This window comes from Catellatospora sp. NPDC049111 (assembly GCF_040648615.1).
GTDB lineage: Bacteria > Actinomycetota > Actinomycetes > Mycobacteriales > Micromonosporaceae > Catellatospora > Catellatospora aurea.
The window spans coordinates 126631-143860 of the sequence record NZ_JBEZEB010000015.1 but is presented as its reverse complement, the minus strand read 5'-3'; the positions used below and the strand labels follow the sequence as shown (position 1 = coordinate 143860).

Genomic DNA, 17230 nt, shown 5'->3' with positions numbered 1-17230 from the left:
CTTGAACAGATCAACAGGGGGACTCATGGCGAAGAACTGGCTCATCACCGGAACCTCCAGCGGTTTCGGCTACGAACTGACCCGGGCCGTGCTGGAGCACGGCGACAACGTCGTCGCGACCGCCCGTCGGCCCGAAACCCTCGACGAACTGGTGCGCAAGTACGGCGACCAGATCCGCGCGGTGACCCTGGACGTCACCGACCCGGCGGCGTCCCGCGCCGCCGTGCAGGCCACCGTCGACGCGTTCGGCAGCCTCGACATCCTGGTCAACAACGCCGGCTACGCGGTGTCCGGGTCGCTGGAGGAGACGCCGGACGAGGATTTCCGCGCCCAGATCGAGACGAACCTCTTCGGCGTCGTGAACGTCACCAAGGCCGCGCTGCCGGTGCTGCGCGCGCAGCGGCACGGCCACGTCATCCAGTTCTCGTCCATCGGGGGGCGGGCCGGCGGCACGCCGGGGCTGGGGGCGTACCAGACCGCGAAGTTCGGTGTCGAGGGCTACTCCGAGGTGCTCGCGAACGAGGTGCGGCCGTTCGGGGTGAAGGTCACCATCGTGGAGCCGGGCGGGTTCCGCACCAAGTGGGGCGGCGGGGCGTCGCAGCTCGCGGCCCCGATCGGGCCGGACTACGAGCCGTCGGTCGGTGCGATGATCAAATTTCGGGAGCAGTACGTCGAACCCGGCGACCCGGTCCGGGCCGCCAAGGTCGTCATCGACCTCGCCGACTCCGCCGATCCGCCGCTGCGGCTGCTGCTCGGCTCCGACGCCCTGAACCGGGCCCGCGAGTCCGCGGCGTCCCGCGCCGCCGAGACGGAGAAGTGGGCCGACGTCACCGTCTCCACGGACTACCCGGCCGGATCCTGACCGGCTCCGGTGGGTGTGCCCCACGCCGGTTGCGGTTTCGGGGAAACAGCAGCAAGGCAACGTTCGGTTGCGGTTTCCCCGAAGCTGCGTTCAGGTCGGTGTGTGGGCGGTTCGGGTTCTGGCGCGGTCCATGGCCGCGGCGAGGTGGTCTGCGGTGATCAGTTCCTCGTGGGTGCCGGGCGCGCCGCAGGCGAACGCACCTGACACGGATCCGGCCAGTACGCACTCCTCGATCGGGCGGCCGGTCAGCCACCGGCTCATGAAGGCGGTGCTGAAGCCGTCGCCCGCGCCGTTGCTGTCGATCACGGGGCGCTCGGGAGCGACCGCCGGATACCGGCGTACCTCCGGGGTGTCCCTGGTGGCGACGCGGCAGCCGGCCGCCCCGTCGGTCGCGACGACCACCTGCGCCCGGCCGGTGCCGAGCACCGCCAGCAGGATGTCGTCGATGCGCTCCGGGGCCGCCTGCGCGCTGAGGAACACCAGGTCGGCGGCGCGGGCCAGCGGCCATACCCAGTCGAGTTCGCCGTCCCACGCGTGCAGGTCGGTGGAGGTGGTGACGCCCAGCCGGTGGGCGTCGGCGAACGCGCCCGCGGCCCGGTGCCCGGCGATGTGGGCGTGCCGGGTGCGCTGCAGGAACGGCAGGTAGAAGTCCGGCGGCAGCACCAGGTCGTGGGGGTGGCGGCCGTCGAAGAACGAGAAGCGGTGGCCGGCCTTGTCGACCAGGTTCACGGCCCGCGGGGTGCCGTTCGGGGCGGTGAGGTGGCTGAAGTCCAGGCCGAGTTCGGCGTAGCGGGCCAGCACCATGGCGCCGAGCATGTCGTCGCCGAGGAAGTCGATCAGTTTGGTGCGCAGACCCAGCGCGTGGAAGCCCAGCGCGACGCCGTTGCCGGAGTGCGCGACGTAGTCGCGGATCGGCGACACCGGAAGGAAGTCACCCGGCGGGACCGCCAGCTCGGGAACCTGCACGATGGTGTCCACGCCGACTCCGCCAAGCACCAGCACGTCATAGCTGGACATGGCTGACCGCCTCCCCGATGTGTGACCGTCTACCCGGAGCGGCGGGCCTTGCCCACCCTAACCTCACTCCGATCTTCCCGCAGTCCCCACGCCGTGAGCCGTCAACGCTATTGCGTACGTCGTTCGCGGTTAGAGTGGCGAGGTGACGGGTGGTCAGCACGGATCGATCTGGACCAGGCCCCAGCGGGGCGCGCGCGGTCCCTCGCCCGAACACCGGCCGGCGGACATCGCCGCGGCCGCGATCCGGCTGGCATCCGCCGGCGGGCTCGCCGCCGTCTCCATGCGCGCCGTCGCCGCCGAACTCAAGACCACGGCCAGCACCCTGTACCGCTACGTCGCCTCTCGTGACGAGCTGCTCGACCTCATGGTCGACACCGCCATGGCCGGATTCGCCCACAGCCCTCGATCCGATGAGGACTGGCTCGGCGCGCTGGTCCGGATCGCCGAGGCCACCCGCTCGCTCTACGTGGCGCAGCCTTGGCTGCTCGACGCGGTGCCCACCAGTTCCGCGCCGGGTCCGAACACGTTGGGCTGGTTCGAGCACTGCCTGCAGGCGATGGCGCCACTCGACCGGACGACGCTGCGCAAGATGGAGGCCGTCGGCGTGCTCAACGGGGTGATCATGCTGTTCGCCCGCAGCGCCGCCGCTCCCACGGCCATCGACTTCGCCGCCATGGACCCGGTCCGCCACCCGCGCCTGACCGCGGCGCTCACCGGCAGCCCGCCCGGACCGCCCACCGTCGACCTGTTCGAACGCGCCGTCCGCGCCCTGCTGGGCGGCCTGCTCGACGAGCACCGCTCCTAGGTGCGGCCGGGCCGCTATGGAAGGCTGAGCGCATGACCGGACGAGTGCTCGGTGTCGATGCGTGTAAGGCTGGCTGGATCGGAGTCGTTCTCAACGGCGACGAGGTCACCGCGATTTTCGCACCGACCATCACCGAGCTGGTGTTGCAGGCAGATGCGGACGGTACGACGCAGGTAGTCGCGATCGACATCCCGATCGGGTTGCCCGACCGGGGCGTCCGCGTCGCCGACGAACTCGCGCGCCAGGCCGCCGGTCCCCGCGGTGCCTCGGTATTCCCGACGCCGACGCGGGAGGCGCTGCTGGCCGAGGATCACGCGACCGCGAACGCGTTGCACCGCGAAGCCGGTGCGAAGGGTATCTCGCAACAGGCCTACGGGCTGCGCGCGAAGATCTTCGACGTCGACGGATGGGTACGCGGACAGCGACGTCGTGTCGTCGAGGTGCACCCGGAGCTGTCGTTCGCGGCCATGGCCGGCACTCCGCTGGCTGAAAGCAAGACGACTTGGGCGGGAGCAGAGCGCCGCCGGGCATTGCTGGCCGCCGAGGGTGTCCTGCCCGTCGGTGACCTCGGGGCGGCGGGCAGGAAGGCCGGTGTCGACGATGTGCTCGATGCGGCCGCCGCCGCCTGGTCGGCCCGCCGGGTGCTGGCCGGCACGGCCCTTTGCCGCCCCGAGGAGCCTCAGGTCTTCAGCGACGGGCTGCCATGCGCGATCTGGACCTGAGGACGCGATTCCCCAGCCCCGCATAGGATCACGCGCGTAGTGCTCGGACCGAGGGGGCGATGTGGACGCTGTGCGGATGGCCGTGCTGGTGGCGGCGACGGTGACGATGGGGATCATGGCAGGGGTGTTCGGCCTGTACTCCCACACCGTCATGCCCGGGCTGCGGCGTGCCGACGACCGGACGTTCGTCGGCGCGTTCCAGGCGCTCGACCGGGCGATCATCAACCCGTGGTTCATGCTCGGTGGCTTCCTCGGCGCGCTGGTCTTCACCGCCGGTTCGGTGCTGCTGTTGTTCGGCCCAGGCAGCCCAGCACTGAGCTGGACCATCGCCGCACTCGTGCTGTACCTGGTCGTCTTCGTGATCACGATCGCCGTCAACGTGCCGATGAACAACGCGCTCAAGGCCGCCGGAGAACCTGACCAGGTCGCCGACCTGGCGGGTGTGCGGGCCCGGTTCGACGAGGCCAGGTGGTCGCGGTGGAACCACGTGCGCACCGGGGCGACCACCGTCGCGTTGATCTGCCTCGCCGTTGCGCTCCTGAACTACGGCCGTTGACTCACCTGAGCAGTTCCAGGGCCGCCTCCGGCCGAGTCAGCGCGTAGTCGGCGGGCTCCCGCGCGTCGTAGAGGTGACCCCAGGTGGCGGCCGCGCCGACACTGCCGGCCGCCGCGGCCGCGCGGAGGTCCAGCGGGGAGTCGCCGATGTACGCGACCGCGCCCGGTGCGACCTCCAGCCGCTCGGCAGCCAGCAGCACACCGTCCCCGGCGGGCTTGGGCCGACGCACATGGTCTCCGCCGATCAGCACGTCCACGGTCAGCCCGGCCGCATCGAGCAGCATGCGAGCGCCCCGGGTGCTCGCCCCGGTGAACACCGCCACCGCCCGTCCCCGCTCCCGCAGCGCGGCGAGCGTTTGGACGATCCCGGGATATGGGGCGACCTGTGCGCCGTGCAGTTCCTGGTAGTAGACGTCGGTCTCGTGCGGGCCGAGGGGCCGTCCGACCAGATGCGCCAGGATCGCCTCAGGGGTGCCGACCGGATACGCGGCGACGGCCTGCGCCGGGCTCACCGGCTGTCCACCCAGCCGTGCGACCGCGCGCACGAACGCCGCCGGCACCACGACCGTCGAGTCGAGCAGCGTGCCGTCCATGTCCCAGACCAGTTCCGCAACCGCCATGCCGACATCCTCCGGCGGGCGTCTCAGGAGATCAAATTGGTGCGGGTGGGTGTCCCGTGGGAGGCCGGGACGCTGATGCGCCACCATGGTGGCCATGGCACGAGCACGTAGGAAGCCCGAACCGCGGCCCGCCGCCTGCCCCTGCGGGACCGGGCAGCCGTACGACGAGTGCTGCGGGCGCTGGCACCGAGGCGGCGAGGCGCCGACCGCGGAGCAGCTGATGCGCTCGCGGTACAGCGCGTTCGCGCTCGGGGACGTCGCCTATCTGCTGCGCACCTGGCATTCCAGCACCAGGCCGGGGGAGCTGGACCTGACCGGCGGGCCGCGATACACCGCGTTGGAGGTGCTCGCCACCGACCGGGGCACGATGTTCGACACGGAGGGGACCGTGCTGTTCCGGGCCCACTACCGCGACGGCGGCCGGCCGGGCGTGCTGGAGGAGCACAGCCGCTTCCTGCGCGAGGGTGGCCACTGGCGGTACGCCGACCCGCTCTGACCGGTGGCCGGGAAGACCCGACAGGTGCCCCAGGTTCAGAATAAAATCAAGCACGCTTGACTTTTTTGAGGCTCGGCGGAAGGGTGGAACCGACTGGAGGGAGCACCCCCGATGGCGGAAATCGAGGCGCTGCTGGCCGATCTCGACGCCGAGAGCGCCGACGCCGACCGGCTCGTCGCGGACCTGGCAACGGACCGATGGGCGACGCCGACCCCGGCCGCCGGCTGGACCGTCGCGCACCAGATCGCCCATCTGCTGTGGACCGACGAGCGCTCCCTGCTCGCCGCGACCGATCCCGCCGGCTTCGCCGATGCGCTGCAGGAGATCGCCGACTCGCCGGACCCGCTGCGCTTCGTCGACGCCGGAGCCGAACGGCTCGCCGTGCTGCCGCCCGACGAGCTGCTCGGCCGCTGGCGGGAGACCCGTGGGAAGCTGCGGGCCGCGCTCGCCGCCGTCCCGCCCGGCACCCGGCTGCCCTGGTACGGGCCGCCGATGAGCGCCGCGTCCATGGCGACCGCCCGCATCATGGAGACCTGGGCGCACGGCCAGGACCTCGCCGACACCTTCGGCGTCACGCGGACCCCCACCGGCCGGCTGCGCCACGTCGCCCACATCGGGGTACGCGCCCGCGACTTCGCCTACGCCGCGCACGGGCTCGACGCGCCCATCGCGCCGTTCCACGTCCGCCTCACCGGGCCTGACGGTGACGATTGGACCTGGGGGCCGGAGGAGGCCGCGCAACGGGTCACCGGACCCGCTCTCGATTTCTGCCTCCTGGTGACCCAGCGGCGGCACCGCGCCGACCTCGCCGTACGCGCGGACGGACCCGACGCCGATCGGTGGCTCGACATCGCCCAGGCCTTCGCCGGCCCACCCGGCACGGGCCGCGCACCCGGCCAGTTCGCCCCGGAGGGCCGCGCATGAGCACGCCGCTGCGCATCGCGAACGTCTCCGGCTTCTACGGCGACCGGGCCTCGGCGATGCGGGAGATGCTCGAAGGCGGCCCGGTCGACGTGCTCACCGGCGACTACCTCGCCGAGCTGACCATGCTCATCCTGGCCCGCGACCGGATGAAGGACCCGGCCACCGGATACGCCAAGACGTTCCTGCGGCAGCTGGACCAGTGCCTCGGCCCGGCCCTCGACAGGGGCGTCACCATCGTCGCCAACGCGGGCGGGCTCAACCCGGCCGGGCTCGCCCAGGCGCTCGGCGCGCTCGCCGGGCGGCTTGGGCTGAGCCCGCGCATCGCGTACGTAACCGGCGACGACCTGCTGGAACGTGCCGACGAGCTGGGGCTGGGTGCGCCGCTGGCCGCGAACGCGTACCTCGGCGCGTGGGGTATCGCCCATGCCCTGCGGCAGGGCGCCGACATCGTGGTGACCGGCCGGGTCACCGACGCGTCGCTGGTCGTCGGCCCGGCCGCGGCCCACTTCGGGTGGGCACGCGACGACTTCGACGCCCTGGCCGGGGCCGTCGCGGCCGGGCACGTGATCGAGTGCGGTGCGCAGGCGACCGGCGGCAACTACGCGTTCTTCACCGAGCACGCCATCGGGCTGCCCGGCTTCCCGATCGCCGAGGTGCACGCCGACGGCACCAGCGTCATCACCAAACACCCCGGCACCGGCGGCGTCGTGAACACCGGCACGGTCACCGCCCAGCTGCTGTACGAAGTGGACGCCCCGAGGTATCTCGGACCCGACGTCACCACCCGCCTCGACACGATCGTGCTGGCCGAGGACGGCCCCGACCGGGTGCGCATCAGCGGGGTGCGCGGCGAAGCGCCGCCGGCGACGCTGAAGGTCGGGCTCAACTCGCTCGGCGGCTTCCGCAACGACGTCACCTTCCTGATCACCGGCCTGGACGTCGAGGCGAAGGCGGCCCTGGCCCGCGAGCAGCTCGAAGTCTCGTTGAAGCGCGCGCCCGCCGAGCTGGTGTGGCGGCTGGCCCGCACCGACCACCCCGACGCGGACGGGCAGGAGGAGGCCAGCGCGCTGCTGCACGCCACCGTCAAGGATCCCGACCCGTCCGTGGCCGGGCGTGCCTTCAGCGGGGCCGCCGTCGAGCTGGCGCTGTCCAGCTATCCGGGCTTCACGCTGCTCGCCCCGCCCGGCGACGCGACCCCGTTCGGGGTGTTCACCTCGGCGGCCGTGCCGGCCGAACAGGTCCCGCACGTGGTGGTGCTGCCCGACGGCACCGAGCACCGGATCGAGCCGCTCGCGGCCGGCGCCACGGGTGCGGTGGTGGGCGGCGCGCAGCCACCGGCGTGGACCGGGGACGGCCCGACGCGGCGGGCGCCGTTGGGGCTGGTCGCCGGGGCGCGCAGCGGCGACAAGGGCGGCAGTGCCAACATCGGCCTCTGGGCGCGCAGCGCGGCCGCGTACGCGTGGCTGGCGGCGACGCTCACCGAGGACGCGCTGGTGAAGCTGCTGCCCGAGGCGGCGGGGCTGCCCGTCGCCCGGCACCTGCTGCCGAACCTGCGGGCGCTGAACTTCGTCGTCGACGGGCTGCTCGGCGACGGCGTCTCCGCGGGCACCCGGTTCGACCCGCAGGGCAAGGGCCTGGGCGAGTGGCTGCGCTCGCGGCACGTCGACATCCCGGAGGAACTGCTGTGATCCTGAGATCCACCCTGGACATCGGCGCGGCCGCGTACGCGGGCAACCGCGGCGCGCTGCTGGACAAACTCGCCGCGCTCGACGCCGAGCACGCCAAGGCGCTGGGCGGGGGTGGGCCGAAGTACGTCAAGCGGCACCACGACCGGGGCAAGCTGCTGCCGCGCGAGCGCATCGAGCTGCTGGTGGACCGGGACTCGCCGCTGCTGGAGCTGTCGGCGCTGGCCGCGTACGGCACCGACTACCCGGTCGGGGCGAGCGTGGTGACCGCGATCGGCGTCGTCGAGAACACCGAATGCATGATCATCGCCAATGACCCGACGGTGCGTGGGGGCGCGTCCAATCCGTACACCCTGCGCAAGACCCTGCGGGCGATGGACATCGCTCGGGAGAACCGGCTGCCGCTGGTGAACCTGGTCGAGTCCGGCGGGGCCGACCTGCAGAGCCAGAAGGACATCTTCATCCCCGGCGGGCGGCTGTTCCGCGACCTGACCAGGCTGTCGGCGGCGGGTGTGCCGACGGTGACGCTGGTGTTCGGCAACTCCACCGCGGGCGGGGCGTACGTGCCGGGCATGAGCGACCACGTCGTGATGATCAAGGAGCGGTCGCAGGTGTTCCTGGCCGGCCCGCCGCTGGTCAAGATGGCTACGGGCGAGGACGCCGACGAGGAGTCGCTGGGCGGCGCGGCGATGCACGCCCGTGTGTCGGGCCTGGCCGACTACCTGGCCGACGACGAGGTGCAGGCCATCGGCATGGGGCGGCGCATCGTCGCGTCGCTGCGTTGGCGCAAGCTCGGCGCGGCCCCGTCGCCGGACGCGGCCGAGCCGCTGTTCGACGCCGAGGAGCTGCTCGGCATCGTCCCCCCGGACCTGCGCACCCCGTTCGACCCGCGCGAGGTGATAGCCCGGGTCGTCGACGGCTCCCGCTTCGACGAGTTCAAACCCGAGTACGGCGCGAGCCTGGCCACCGGCTGGGCGAGCGTGCACGGCTTCCCGGTCGGCATCCTGGCCAACGCGCGCGGGGTGCTGTTCAGCGCGGAGTCGCAGAAGGCGGCGCAGTTCATCCAGCTCGCCAACCAGACCCGCACCCCGCTGCTGTTCCTGCACAACACGACCGGCTACATGGTCGGCAAGGACTACGAGCAGGGCGGCATCATCAAACACGGCGCGATGATGATCAACGCGGTGTCGAACAGCACCGTGCCGCACATCTCGGTGCTCATCGGCGCGTCCTACGGGGCCGGGCACTACGGCATGTGCGGGCGGGCGTACGACCCGCGCTTCCTGTTCGCCTGGCCCAGTGCGAAGTCTGCCGTAATGGGCGGCGCGCAGCTGGCCGGGGTGCTGTCGATCGTCTCGCGGCAGTCGGCCGCCGCGGCCGGGCGGCCCTACGACGAGGACACCGACCAGGTCGTCCGCACCATGGTCGAGAACCAGATCGAGGCCGAGTCGCTGCCGATGGTGCTGTCCGGGCTCGGCTACGACGACGGCGTCATCGACCCCCGCGACACCCGCACCGTGCTCGGCCTGTGCCTGTCCGCGGTGCAGTCGGCCCCCGACCCGGGCCCGGGTCCCTACGGCGTCTTCCGGATGTGACGAGATGATCTCCCGACTGCTGGTCGCCAACCGCGGCGAGATCGCCCGCCGCGTCTTCCACACCTGCCGCGAACGCGGCATCAGCACCGTCGCCGTGTTCTCCGACGCCGACACCCGGGCCCTGCACACGCGGGAAGCAGACATCGCGGTACGCCTGCCCGGCGTCACCGCCGCCGACACCTACCTGCGCGCCGACCTCGTCATCGAGGCCGCGCTCGCGGCCGGCGCGGACGCGGTGCACCCCGGCTACGGCTTCCTGTCCGAGAACGCCGCGTTCGCCCAGGCCGTCATCGACGCCGGGCTGACCTGGGTCGGGCCGTCGCCGGACGCCATCGACGCGATGGGCTCGAAGATCGCGTCGAAGAAGCTGATGGCCGCCGCGGGCGTGCCCGTGCTGCCCGAACTCGACCCGGCCACGGTCACCGAGGCCGACCTGCCGGTGCTGATCAAGGCCTCGGCCGGTGGCGGCGGGCGCGGCATGCGCGTCGTACGCACCCTCGCCGACCTGCCCGACCAGGTCGAGGCCGCCCGCGCCGAGGCCGCCGCCGCGTTCGGCGACCCGACCGTGTTCTGCGAGCCCTACCTGGCCACCGGGCGGCACATCGAAGTGCAGGTCATGGCCGACGTGCACGGCACGATCTGGGCGGTCGGCGAGCGCGAGTGCTCCATCCAGCGCCGCCACCAGAAGGTCGTCGAGGAGGCCCCGTCGCCGATGGTCGACCCGGCCAAACGCGAACGCCTGCACGCCGCTGCGACCGCCGCCGCGGCCGCGATCGGCTACCGCGGCGCGGGCACCGTCGAGTTCCTGGCCGCGTCCGACGGCTCCTTCCACTTCCTGGAGATGAACACGCGTCTGCAGGTCGAACATCCCGTCACCGAACTCGTCACCGGCCTCGACCTGGTCGCCCTGCAACTCGACATCGCCGAAGGCGCGGCCCTCCCACCCACCCCGCCCCCCGTCCACGGCCACGCCATCGAGGTACGCCTCTACGCCGAGGACCCCGCCCACACCTGGCGCCCCCAAACCGGCCCCCTCCACGCCTTCACCCTCCCCGCCACCACCGAGTTCGGCGCACTCGCACCGGCCTTCGGCGGCAGTTTCGGGGAAAGTGCAGGAATCGACCACGACATTCACGCAGTTTCCCCGAAACTGCAGAGCCATCACGGGATCGTGGTGCGCGTCGACAGCGGGTTCGCTGGTGGGGACGTCGTGACGCCGCACTACGACCCGATGTTGGCGAAGGTGATCGTGTGGGCGCAGACGCGGGCGCAGGCGGCGCGGGCGCTGGCGGGGGCGCTGGCGCAAGCGCGGATCCACGGGTTGGTCACCAACCGGGATCTGCTGGTCAACGTGTTGCGGCATCCGGCGTTCCTGGCCGGGCGGATCGACACGGCGTTCTTCGAGCAGCACGGGCTGGACATGCTCGCCCGGCCGCTGGCCGACGAGGACGCACAGCGGCTGTCGGCGTACGCCGCCGCGCTGGCCGCGTCCGCTGCCGAACGTGCGGAAGCGACTGTCGTGACCGGACTGCCGAGTGGTTGGCGCAACGTCGCGTCCGCGCCGCAGACCCGGGCCTACCAGGCCCCGGCCGGGCGGGTCGACGTCGGCTACCGGCGCACCCGCGACGGCGTGCTGATTGAGGACGAGTCCGACCTCGTCGTCGGTGAGGTCACGCCGACGCGGGTCGAGCTGGGGCGCGGCACCGTGCGGCACGTGTTCGCCGTCGCGGCGTACCCGGACATGGTCTGTGTCGATTCGGTGCTCGGGCCGGTCAGCCTGCGGCCGGTCGAGCGCTTCCCGGAGCCGGAGGCGCAGGTCGCGAGCGGGTCGCTGCTCGCGCCGCTGCCGGGGGCCGTCATCCGCCTCGCCGTCGCCGAAGGCGACCAGGTCACCGCCGGCCAGCCGCTGCTGTGGCTGGAGGCCATGAAGATGCAGCACGAGATCACCGCCCCGACCGACGGCACCGTGACCAGCCTGCCCGTGGCCGTCGGCCACCAGGTCGAGGTCGGCGCGGTGCTCGCGGTCGTCACCCCGCCGGAGGCCCAACCGTGATCCTTGAGAGCGACGAGCGCCAGGCCCTGCGCCGCGCCGTGTCCGACCTGGCCGGCAAGTACGGCCACGACTACTATCTGCGCTGCACGCGCGCCGGGGAGAAGACCACCGAGCTGTGGCAGGAGGCCGGCCGGCTCGGCTACCTCGGCGTGCACGTGCCCGAGGAGTACGGCGGCGGAGGCGGCGGCATCGGCGACCTCGCCGCGGTGTGCGAGGAGCTCGGCGCGGCCGGCTGCCCGCTGCTGATGATGGTCGTCTCCCCGGCCATCTGCGCCACGGTCATCTCCCGGTTCGGCACGCCGGAGCAGAAGCAACGGTGGCTGCCCGGCCTGGCCGACGGGACGAAGATCTTCGCGTTCGCGATCACCGAACCCGACGCCGGATCGAACTCCCACAAGCTCACCACCACCGCGACCCGCGACGGCGACGGCTGGCTGCTGTCCGGCCGCAAGACCTACATCTCCGGTATCGACGAGGCCGAAGCGGTGCTGGTCGTGGGGCGTACCGCCGACGAGCGCACCGGGCGGCTCAAGCCCGTGCTGTTCGTGGTGCCGACCGACGCGGCCGGCTTCACCGCGCAGCAGATCCCGACCGAGCTGGTCGCGCCGGAGAAGCAATACAACCTGTTCCTCGACGAGGTGCGGCTGCCCGACGACGCCCTGGTCGGCAGTGCGGACGCGGGGCTGCTGCAGCTGTTCGCCGGGCTCAACCCGGAGCGCATCATGGCCTCGGCGTTCGCGCTCGGCATGGCCCGGTACGCGCTGGGGCGTGCCGTCGAATACGCCAAGAACCGCACCGTGTGGGGGCCGCCGATCGGCGCGCACCAGGCGATCAGCCACCCGCTCGCGGCCTGCCACATCGAGGTCGAGCTGGCCCGGCTGATGACCCGCGAGGCGGCGTTCCTCTACGACAGCGGCGACGACCAGGCGGCGGGCGAGGCGGCGAACATGGCCAAGTACGCGGCGGGCGAGGCCACCGTGAAGACCGTCGACCAGGCGATCCAGACCCACGGCGGCAACGGGCTGGCCACCGAGTACGGGCTGGCCACGCTGCTGGTCGCGTCCCGGCTCGGGCGGATCGCCCCGGTCAGCCGGGAGATGATCCTCAACTTCGTCGCCCAGCACAGCCTGGGCCTGCCCAGGTCCTACTGAGCCCGGGTAGCGTGATCGCCGTGCCGACCACCCCCGTACGTGAACCGCAGCAGGACCGCAGCCGCGCCACCCGCCGGCGGCTGCTGGAGGCCTCGGTGCGGTGCATGGCGGAACTCGGGTGGTCGGGCACGACGGTCGCCGTCGTCGCCGAGCGCGCCGGGGTCTCCCGCGGCGCGGCCCAGCACCACTTCCCGACCCGGGAAGACCTGGTCACCGGGCTGATCGAGCACATGACCGAGGTGCGCGCCGCCGAGATCGAGGGTGCCGTCGCGGGCCTGCGCAGCGGCCCCCGGCGCACCGAGCAGGTGCTGGTCGTGCTGGTGGGGCTCTATCGCGGGCCGCTGTTCCGGGCCGCGCTGCACGTGTGGACCGCGGCGGCGGTGGACGCGTCACTGCGCGACCAGGTGCGGCCGCTGGAGGCGGCGCTGGGGCGCACCGCGCACGGCATGGCGGTCGAGCTGCTGCGCGTCGACGAGCAGACCCCGGGCGCGCGGGAGACCGTGCAGGCGACCCTCGACCTGGCGCGCGGGCTGGGCCTGGGCGAGCTGCTGCACGACGACACCGCCCGCCGGGCCCGGGTGCTGCGGCAGTGGGCGGCCACCCTGGACGTGGTCCTGCCGCCGACGTCCTGAACACACTCCGGACTCCTAGGGCCGCCATTGCCTGCGGACGGCATCCCAGCGCAGTTCAGTGCCGTCGTTCAGCCGATAGACGTCGGTTGTCACCGCTGCGGCGGCGGCTTCACGTGTCCGCGCACCCGCGTCGAAGACGAACCCGGTTCCGGTGTCGATGTCCTCGATCATGGGATCCTGGCCGTCCTTGCGAAGGCGTTCGACGAGCTCCAGCAACCGTCCTGCGGCTTCTTCACCCAGCCGTGACAGCATGCCTTGGAAGAACGGAGCCAGCGGGGCCAGTACCACCGCGACCGCCGCGAGGAGTTCAAGGGCACCTGCGTCAGGCTGCTTCAGCTCGACGTCCGCACCGAGTTCGGCCGCGATGGCCGTGACCTGCGCCAATTCGGCCGAGTCGAGGTGGCTCCCGTCGATCTTGATCACTACGTAGTCGGGCATGATGCTCCTCATCGGCCGGTGTAGGCGAAGCCGGCCCAGTAGTAGGGGTGTGTGTAGGGAAGTTCGGTGCGATGCCGTTGCGCCCGTATCCGGGCGGCTTCTACCGTGGCCGCAGGTGGTTCAAGCTGATAGAGGTCAGGGTGCATCGCCCGGAACTCGGCCTGGGTGGTCGTTCGCAGCCAGTACTGCGATTCGGCGAGCGCCCGGGGTCCGTGCCTGGTCTGTAGGTACCGGTCGTGGAAACGTCGAACCAGCAACGCGGTCGCGAGTTCCTCGACCTTCCATAGTGCGGCGACGACTCCAACGGCACCGGCCTGAACGAGGGCGGCGGGGAATCCGACCGCCTCATCGGCGACCACGGAGCCGGCGAGGTGCGTTTCGCAGGCGGACAACACGACCAGCCCGCGTAACCGGGTGCCCTGGCTGAGCAGGTCGCGAACGGTGAGGACACCGTCGCGCAGATGCAGCGCGCTGTTCAACGGCTCGGCCGTGTCCGCCCGGCCATGGCAGACCAGGTAGCTCACGTCTGCGGTCGGCAACGCCTGTACGGCCTCACTGATGGTGCATTCCGGCAGTCGCCAGCCGGTGTCTCCCGCCAGGTAGGCCGATTGTTCGGCGGTGAGCCGGAGCCGTTCGGAGTTGACGGCCGTCGGCATGTCCACGACCAACACCCGCAGTGCCCCACCGGGCGTGCTGGCTCGCGGCAGCAGCGATCTTCCGGTGGTCGCGGTGCGGCAGGCGGCGCGCAGACCCGCCTCCGTCAGCGCCGCCGTGATCGGTAGCAGGCTGAGCCCGCCGACCGGCACCAGGGTGATCGCCTTATGACCGTGTAATTGTTCAGGGAGGTCGCGCAATGCTTCACACATGTCGGTGAAAACCTGCTGAAGTCGGCGTGCACGCGGCCCAGACTTGAGGCCACCCAGTGACGTCACGGCGGTCAACCAAATGATGACCTTGTTCGCGGTGAGCTGGGGGAGGAAGAACGCAAACGGTGGCGCATCACACGACACGATCACCGCCAGTCCTCCGTCTTCCGCTCCGGCCAGGTAGACGATCGGCGCGTCGGCGGCAGCGCGCATCAGGGTCGTGATACTGGGAGGTCCCAGCGGATCCACTGCCGAGACGACGCGGGCGAGGTCCTCGCGGATCCGGCTTGCCTCGATCCACGCCTCGTGCAACTCCCCGAGCTTGCCGGGAGTGGCTGGTGCGGACCGGAGTGGGCCGGAGTACTGCGCGCGATAAAGGACGGCGACGCGTGCCAGTGCGGCCTGATATCGCGCGATCATAGGGCCGTGACCGCGCAGGCTCGCCTCCTCCGTGAGCGTCGGGTCCACCCAGCCGGTGAGGCGGCTGAGGGTGATGCCGCGGCTGAAATCCATGGTGATCGCCGCAGCCGCTGGATTGCCTGCGCGGGCTAACCAGTACCCGGCGGCAGCGGCCACACCCTGGCTGCGGGCGAGTACGAGCTCACGTTCCTCGCGGATGGTCCGGCGGAGGGTTTGGCGCGCGGTCTCCAACGCCCGCCGCTGCAGCGCTTCCGCCCGTTGTGGCACCGAACCGTGTTCCAGGGCCCAGGCGCACCATTCGTCCAACAAGTCCAGCGTCGACGTGGCGGCGAACGACTCGTTCGCCTCGGCGGCGGCACGGTAGTGCTTGGCCGCGTCTCGGCCGCCGAGTTGCTGTTCGAGCTGGGCCAGCAGCTGGTGTGCGGGGGAGGCAAGGAACGGATCACCGATCACCCTTTTTGCGAGCCGCCGCGCTCGTGTCAGTTCATCTGTCGAGCCGGTGAGCAGGCCGCTGAGCTGGTGGCCGGATGCCTCGCTCAGGTCGAGTCGCCGCCGCACCGGGTCACCTCGCCGGATTCTCTGCCGTCTGCCCTTCGCGAAGGCTGCCATTGCCGCGTCGAGGTGCCGTGCTGCGGCCGAGCCCTCGCCCTCGAACTCGTGGTCCTCGGCCGCGGTTCGTTCAGCGCGTTGGAGGTGTGCCAGTCCCAGTTTGCAGAGGTAGTCGGCACGGCGGGAACCGGCGGCGTCTACTGGCAATGCGCGAATGCTGATCAGACGCTCCCGGAAGGCTTCGTCGAGGCAGCGCTGCTCGGCGGCCGGATCACCACGGTCCTTGGCACGCCGGGCCAGAAACGCGTGATGATCCGCCAGGCTGTCGTGGTAGTCGGCCGTGGCGTCGAATCCCGGTGCCCTCGCGGCCGCGACGCGCATCAGCTCGATGGCCTGGCGGTAACCGTAGTCGTCATGAGTCTGTTCGGCGGCGTGGTTCATCGCCACGGCGAGGTCTCGGGCGGCGGCGGCCTGGAAGACGAGGTGTGTGCCCTCGCTGCCGATGAGCGGGCTCAGGAGGTCGAGGGCGTCTCTGAGCCGGTGGAACTGTCTGTCAAAGACAGCCATCATGGCCAGCGCCCGCGCCTTGTTGAGCTTGACGAGGACCGCTTGGTCGCGGAGGAGTCCTCCGCTGGCTTCCACCTGGTGGCAGGCGCTGAGGACCGACCGTGCATCCGCTTGGGTTTCGACAGTCACCAGGGTGGCGACCACCTGCATGGCGGCCATGCCCCTCATCGGAGCATCCGCCGGTAGGCGAACCAGGCGAGCACGGCCGTCGTGATACCCGCCGCGCCGGCCAGGGCCGGGGTCCCCCCGAACACGAGGGTGAGCACGACGATGGCCGTGGTCACCGGGATCGTCCAGATGGCAGTCATGAGCCGGATCTGATGGAGGCGCACAGGCCGTGTCGACCACACCCGGCGGGCCAGCACGACGCCGCCAGAGGCCAGAACCGTCACCATCGCTGCTGCGACTGCTGCGGAACGTCCGGCAGCGCCGGTCAGCGACCAGAGCGGCAGCCACAGACCCAGGAAGATCAGCGGCAGCAGCAGCGCCAGTGCGACGGCGAGCCGTCGCCATCGTCCTTCGTTGGCCATGAGCACCCCCGGAGTGTGTGTCCTCGAACTGCCGTCTCCCAGCCCGTTCGCTATCGCGTTCCAAGTCGACTCTGCCCTAGACCCGATGCCCCGGCCCAGCGTCGAGCCGTTCTTTCAGGCAGGCAGCAGTCAAGTCCGGCGGTGGAGGCAAAGAGAGAGGTCTGAATGTCTTCGGATATGGGCCGTTTCGCGGCGGGCACGATCGCTCGGACGAGTTCGGCAGGAGTCGCCACCTGGTGTTGTTGACCTCGACTTCGGTTGGGGTTGCGGGCTTTTCGCATGAGCATCAGGACTGCCATCGCATTCGAGACCGCAGCCATTGAGCAGGTGGTCGCCGCCCACGAGCACGCTCAGCGCCATGAGAACGTCGACGACTTCGTTGCGCTGTTCCGCCGGGACGCCATCTGGACCGCCGGCGGCGGGAGTCTGCTGATCGGCCGCGACACCATCGCCGCGTTCGCCCGGCAGGTGCTGCCGAGCGGGATGACGGACCTCGTGCCCTCGTACGAGGTGGTGCACGTCCTGTTCATCCGGCCGGACGTCGCGGCGGTCAAGGTGCGCCAGCGCTACTTCTCCCCTGACAGGGTGCTGCCGGCCGACCAGGGCGAGGGCTCCCCGATGTACATGATGTCCAAGGAGGACGGCCACTGACAGCTGACCGCCAACCAGAACACGATCGTCGCGGACGCACACGGCTGACGGCATGGACGGGCGCAGTGGGAACACGGGGCACCGGGCCCGCG

The 17230-nt window shown here is 71.4% G+C and carries 17 protein-coding genes; 12 read left to right on the top strand and 5 right to left on the bottom strand.

Features of this window, described 5'->3' with window-relative positions:
• Positions 1-25: 25 nt before the first annotated feature.
• Positions 26-862 carry an oxidoreductase gene (locus tag AB0B66_RS22055; protein ID WP_360532762.1) on the top strand — a complete coding sequence of 279 codons (837 nt, stop codon included), beginning with the start codon at positions 26-28 and terminating at the stop codon, positions 860-862.
• Positions 863-952: 90 nt separating this feature from the next.
• Here the strand turns inward: AB0B66_RS22055 and AB0B66_RS22050 are convergent, their stop codons facing one another.
• The gene (locus AB0B66_RS22050) at positions 953-1879 is read right to left on the bottom strand and encodes a carbohydrate kinase family protein (protein ID WP_360532759.1); all 927 of its coding nucleotides are present in this window, start codon (positions 1877-1879) and stop codon (positions 953-955) included.
• A gap of 142 nt (positions 1880-2021) precedes the next feature.
• On the opposite strand from AB0B66_RS22050, the gene AB0B66_RS22045 reads away from it, so the two are divergent.
• The 3 genes from AB0B66_RS22045 to AB0B66_RS22035 all read left to right on the top strand — a co-directional run bounded on the left by AB0B66_RS22045 (position 2022) and on the right by AB0B66_RS22035 (position 3962).
• Entirely contained in the window at positions 2022-2684 is a 663-nt protein-coding gene (locus AB0B66_RS22045; RefSeq protein WP_360532756.1) for a helix-turn-helix domain-containing protein, read from the top strand.
• A 32-nt stretch (positions 2685-2716) separates the two neighbouring features.
• Entirely contained in the window at positions 2717-3406 is a 690-nt protein-coding gene (locus AB0B66_RS22040; protein ID WP_360532753.1) for a DUF429 domain-containing protein, read from the top strand.
• A 61-nt stretch (positions 3407-3467) separates the two neighbouring features.
• Positions 3468-3962, top strand: coding sequence for an anthrone oxygenase family protein (locus tag AB0B66_RS22035; RefSeq protein WP_360532750.1), 495 nt, complete (start codon positions 3468-3470; stop codon positions 3960-3962).
• 1 nt (position 3963) lies between these two features.
• On the opposite strand, the gene AB0B66_RS22030 is transcribed toward AB0B66_RS22035, so the two are convergent.
• Positions 3964-4581: an HAD-IA family hydrolase gene (locus AB0B66_RS22030; RefSeq protein ID WP_360532746.1), complete on the bottom strand. Its 618-nt coding sequence runs from the start codon at positions 4579-4581 to the stop codon at positions 3964-3966.
• Positions 4582-4675: 94 nt separating this feature from the next.
• On the opposite strand from AB0B66_RS22030, the gene AB0B66_RS22025 reads away from it, so the two are divergent.
• The 7 genes from AB0B66_RS22025 to AB0B66_RS21995 all read left to right on the top strand — a co-directional run bounded on the left by AB0B66_RS22025 (position 4676) and on the right by AB0B66_RS21995 (position 13117).
• Positions 4676-5077, top strand: a complete 402-nt coding sequence (locus AB0B66_RS22025) for a YchJ family metal-binding protein (RefSeq protein WP_360532743.1) — start codon at positions 4676-4678, stop codon at positions 5075-5077.
• Positions 5078-5188: 111 nt separating this feature from the next.
• Positions 5189-6001, top strand: a complete 813-nt coding sequence (locus tag AB0B66_RS22020; protein ID WP_360532740.1) for a TIGR03084 family metal-binding protein — start codon at positions 5189-5191, stop codon at positions 5999-6001.
• A complete protein-coding gene (locus AB0B66_RS22015; RefSeq protein WP_360532737.1) occupies positions 5998-7689 on the top strand; it encodes an acyclic terpene utilization AtuA family protein in 1692 nt (563 codons plus the stop codon). Before AB0B66_RS22020 ends, AB0B66_RS22015 begins: the two co-directional genes overlap by 4 nt.
• Positions 7686-9281 carry a carboxyl transferase domain-containing protein gene (locus tag AB0B66_RS22010; protein ID WP_360532734.1) on the top strand — a complete coding sequence of 532 codons (1596 nt, stop codon included), beginning with the start codon at positions 7686-7688 and terminating at the stop codon, positions 9279-9281. The genes AB0B66_RS22015 and AB0B66_RS22010 overlap by 4 nt, the downstream gene beginning before the upstream one ends.
• Before the next feature lie 4 nt (positions 9282-9285).
• Positions 9286-11334 carry a biotin carboxylase N-terminal domain-containing protein gene (locus AB0B66_RS22005; RefSeq protein WP_360532731.1) on the top strand — a complete coding sequence of 683 codons (2049 nt, stop codon included), beginning with the start codon at positions 9286-9288 and terminating at the stop codon, positions 11332-11334.
• On the top strand, positions 11331-12485 hold the full coding sequence (locus AB0B66_RS22000) for an acyl-CoA dehydrogenase family protein (protein WP_360532728.1): 1155 nt from the start codon (positions 11331-11333) through the stop codon (positions 12483-12485). Before AB0B66_RS22005 ends, AB0B66_RS22000 begins: the two co-directional genes overlap by 4 nt.
• 20 nt (positions 12486-12505) lie before the next feature.
• On the top strand, positions 12506-13117 hold the full coding sequence (locus AB0B66_RS21995) for a TetR/AcrR family transcriptional regulator (protein WP_360532725.1): 612 nt from the start codon (positions 12506-12508) through the stop codon (positions 13115-13117).
• 15 nt (positions 13118-13132) lie between these two features.
• Here AB0B66_RS21995 and AB0B66_RS21990 read toward each other — a convergent pair whose 3' ends face one another.
• From AB0B66_RS21990 to AB0B66_RS21980, 3 genes are read right to left on the bottom strand one after another with little or no spacing between them, the layout of a single operon-like run.
• Positions 13133-13555 carry a hypothetical protein gene (locus AB0B66_RS21990; protein WP_360532722.1) on the bottom strand — a complete coding sequence of 141 codons (423 nt, stop codon included), beginning with the start codon at positions 13553-13555 and terminating at the stop codon, positions 13133-13135.
• A gap of 8 nt (positions 13556-13563) precedes the next feature.
• On the bottom strand, positions 13564-16116 hold the full coding sequence (locus AB0B66_RS21985) for a CHAT domain-containing protein (RefSeq protein WP_360532719.1): 2553 nt from the start codon (positions 16114-16116) through the stop codon (positions 13564-13566).
• A 5-nt stretch (positions 16117-16121) separates the two neighbouring features.
• On the bottom strand, positions 16122-16493 hold the full coding sequence (locus AB0B66_RS21980; protein ID WP_360532716.1) for a hypothetical protein: 372 nt from the start codon (positions 16491-16493) through the stop codon (positions 16122-16124).
• Between the two features lie 273 nt (positions 16494-16766).
• Here AB0B66_RS21980 and AB0B66_RS21975 point away from each other — a divergent pair, with 273 nt between their 5' ends.
• Entirely contained in the window at positions 16767-17138 is a 372-nt protein-coding gene (locus AB0B66_RS21975) for an SgcJ/EcaC family oxidoreductase (protein WP_360532713.1), read from the top strand.
• The last annotated feature ends 92 nt before the right edge of the window (positions 17139-17230 follow it).

Coding starts and splice junctions, on each gene's coding strand:
- AB0B66_RS22055 (WP_360532762.1), top strand. CDS start 26: ATGGCGAAGAACTGGCTCATCACCGGAACCTCCAGCGGTTTCGGCTAC.
- AB0B66_RS22050 (WP_360532759.1), bottom strand. CDS start 1,879: ATGTCCAGCTATGACGTGCTGGTGCTTGGCGGAGTCGGCGTGGACACC.
- AB0B66_RS22040 (WP_360532753.1), top strand. CDS start 2,717: ATGACCGGACGAGTGCTCGGTGTCGATGCGTGTAAGGCTGGCTGGATC.
- AB0B66_RS22030 (WP_360532746.1), bottom strand. CDS start 4,581: ATGGCGGTTGCGGAACTGGTCTGGGACATGGACGGCACGCTGCTCGAC.
- AB0B66_RS22025 (WP_360532743.1), top strand. CDS start 4,676: ATGGCACGAGCACGTAGGAAGCCCGAACCGCGGCCCGCCGCCTGCCCC.
- AB0B66_RS22020 (WP_360532740.1), top strand. CDS start 5,189: ATGGCGGAAATCGAGGCGCTGCTGGCCGATCTCGACGCCGAGAGCGCC.
- AB0B66_RS22015 (WP_360532737.1), top strand. CDS start 5,998: ATGAGCACGCCGCTGCGCATCGCGAACGTCTCCGGCTTCTACGGCGAC.
- AB0B66_RS22005 (WP_360532731.1), top strand. CDS start 9,286: ATGATCTCCCGACTGCTGGTCGCCAACCGCGGCGAGATCGCCCGCCGC.
- AB0B66_RS21990 (WP_360532722.1), bottom strand. CDS start 13,555: ATGCCCGACTACGTAGTGATCAAGATCGACGGGAGCCACCTCGACTCG.
- AB0B66_RS21985 (WP_360532719.1), bottom strand. CDS start 16,116: ATGGCCGCCATGCAGGTGGTCGCCACCCTGGTGACTGTCGAAACCCAA.
- AB0B66_RS21975 (WP_360532713.1), top strand. CDS start 16,767: ATGAGCATCAGGACTGCCATCGCATTCGAGACCGCAGCCATTGAGCAG.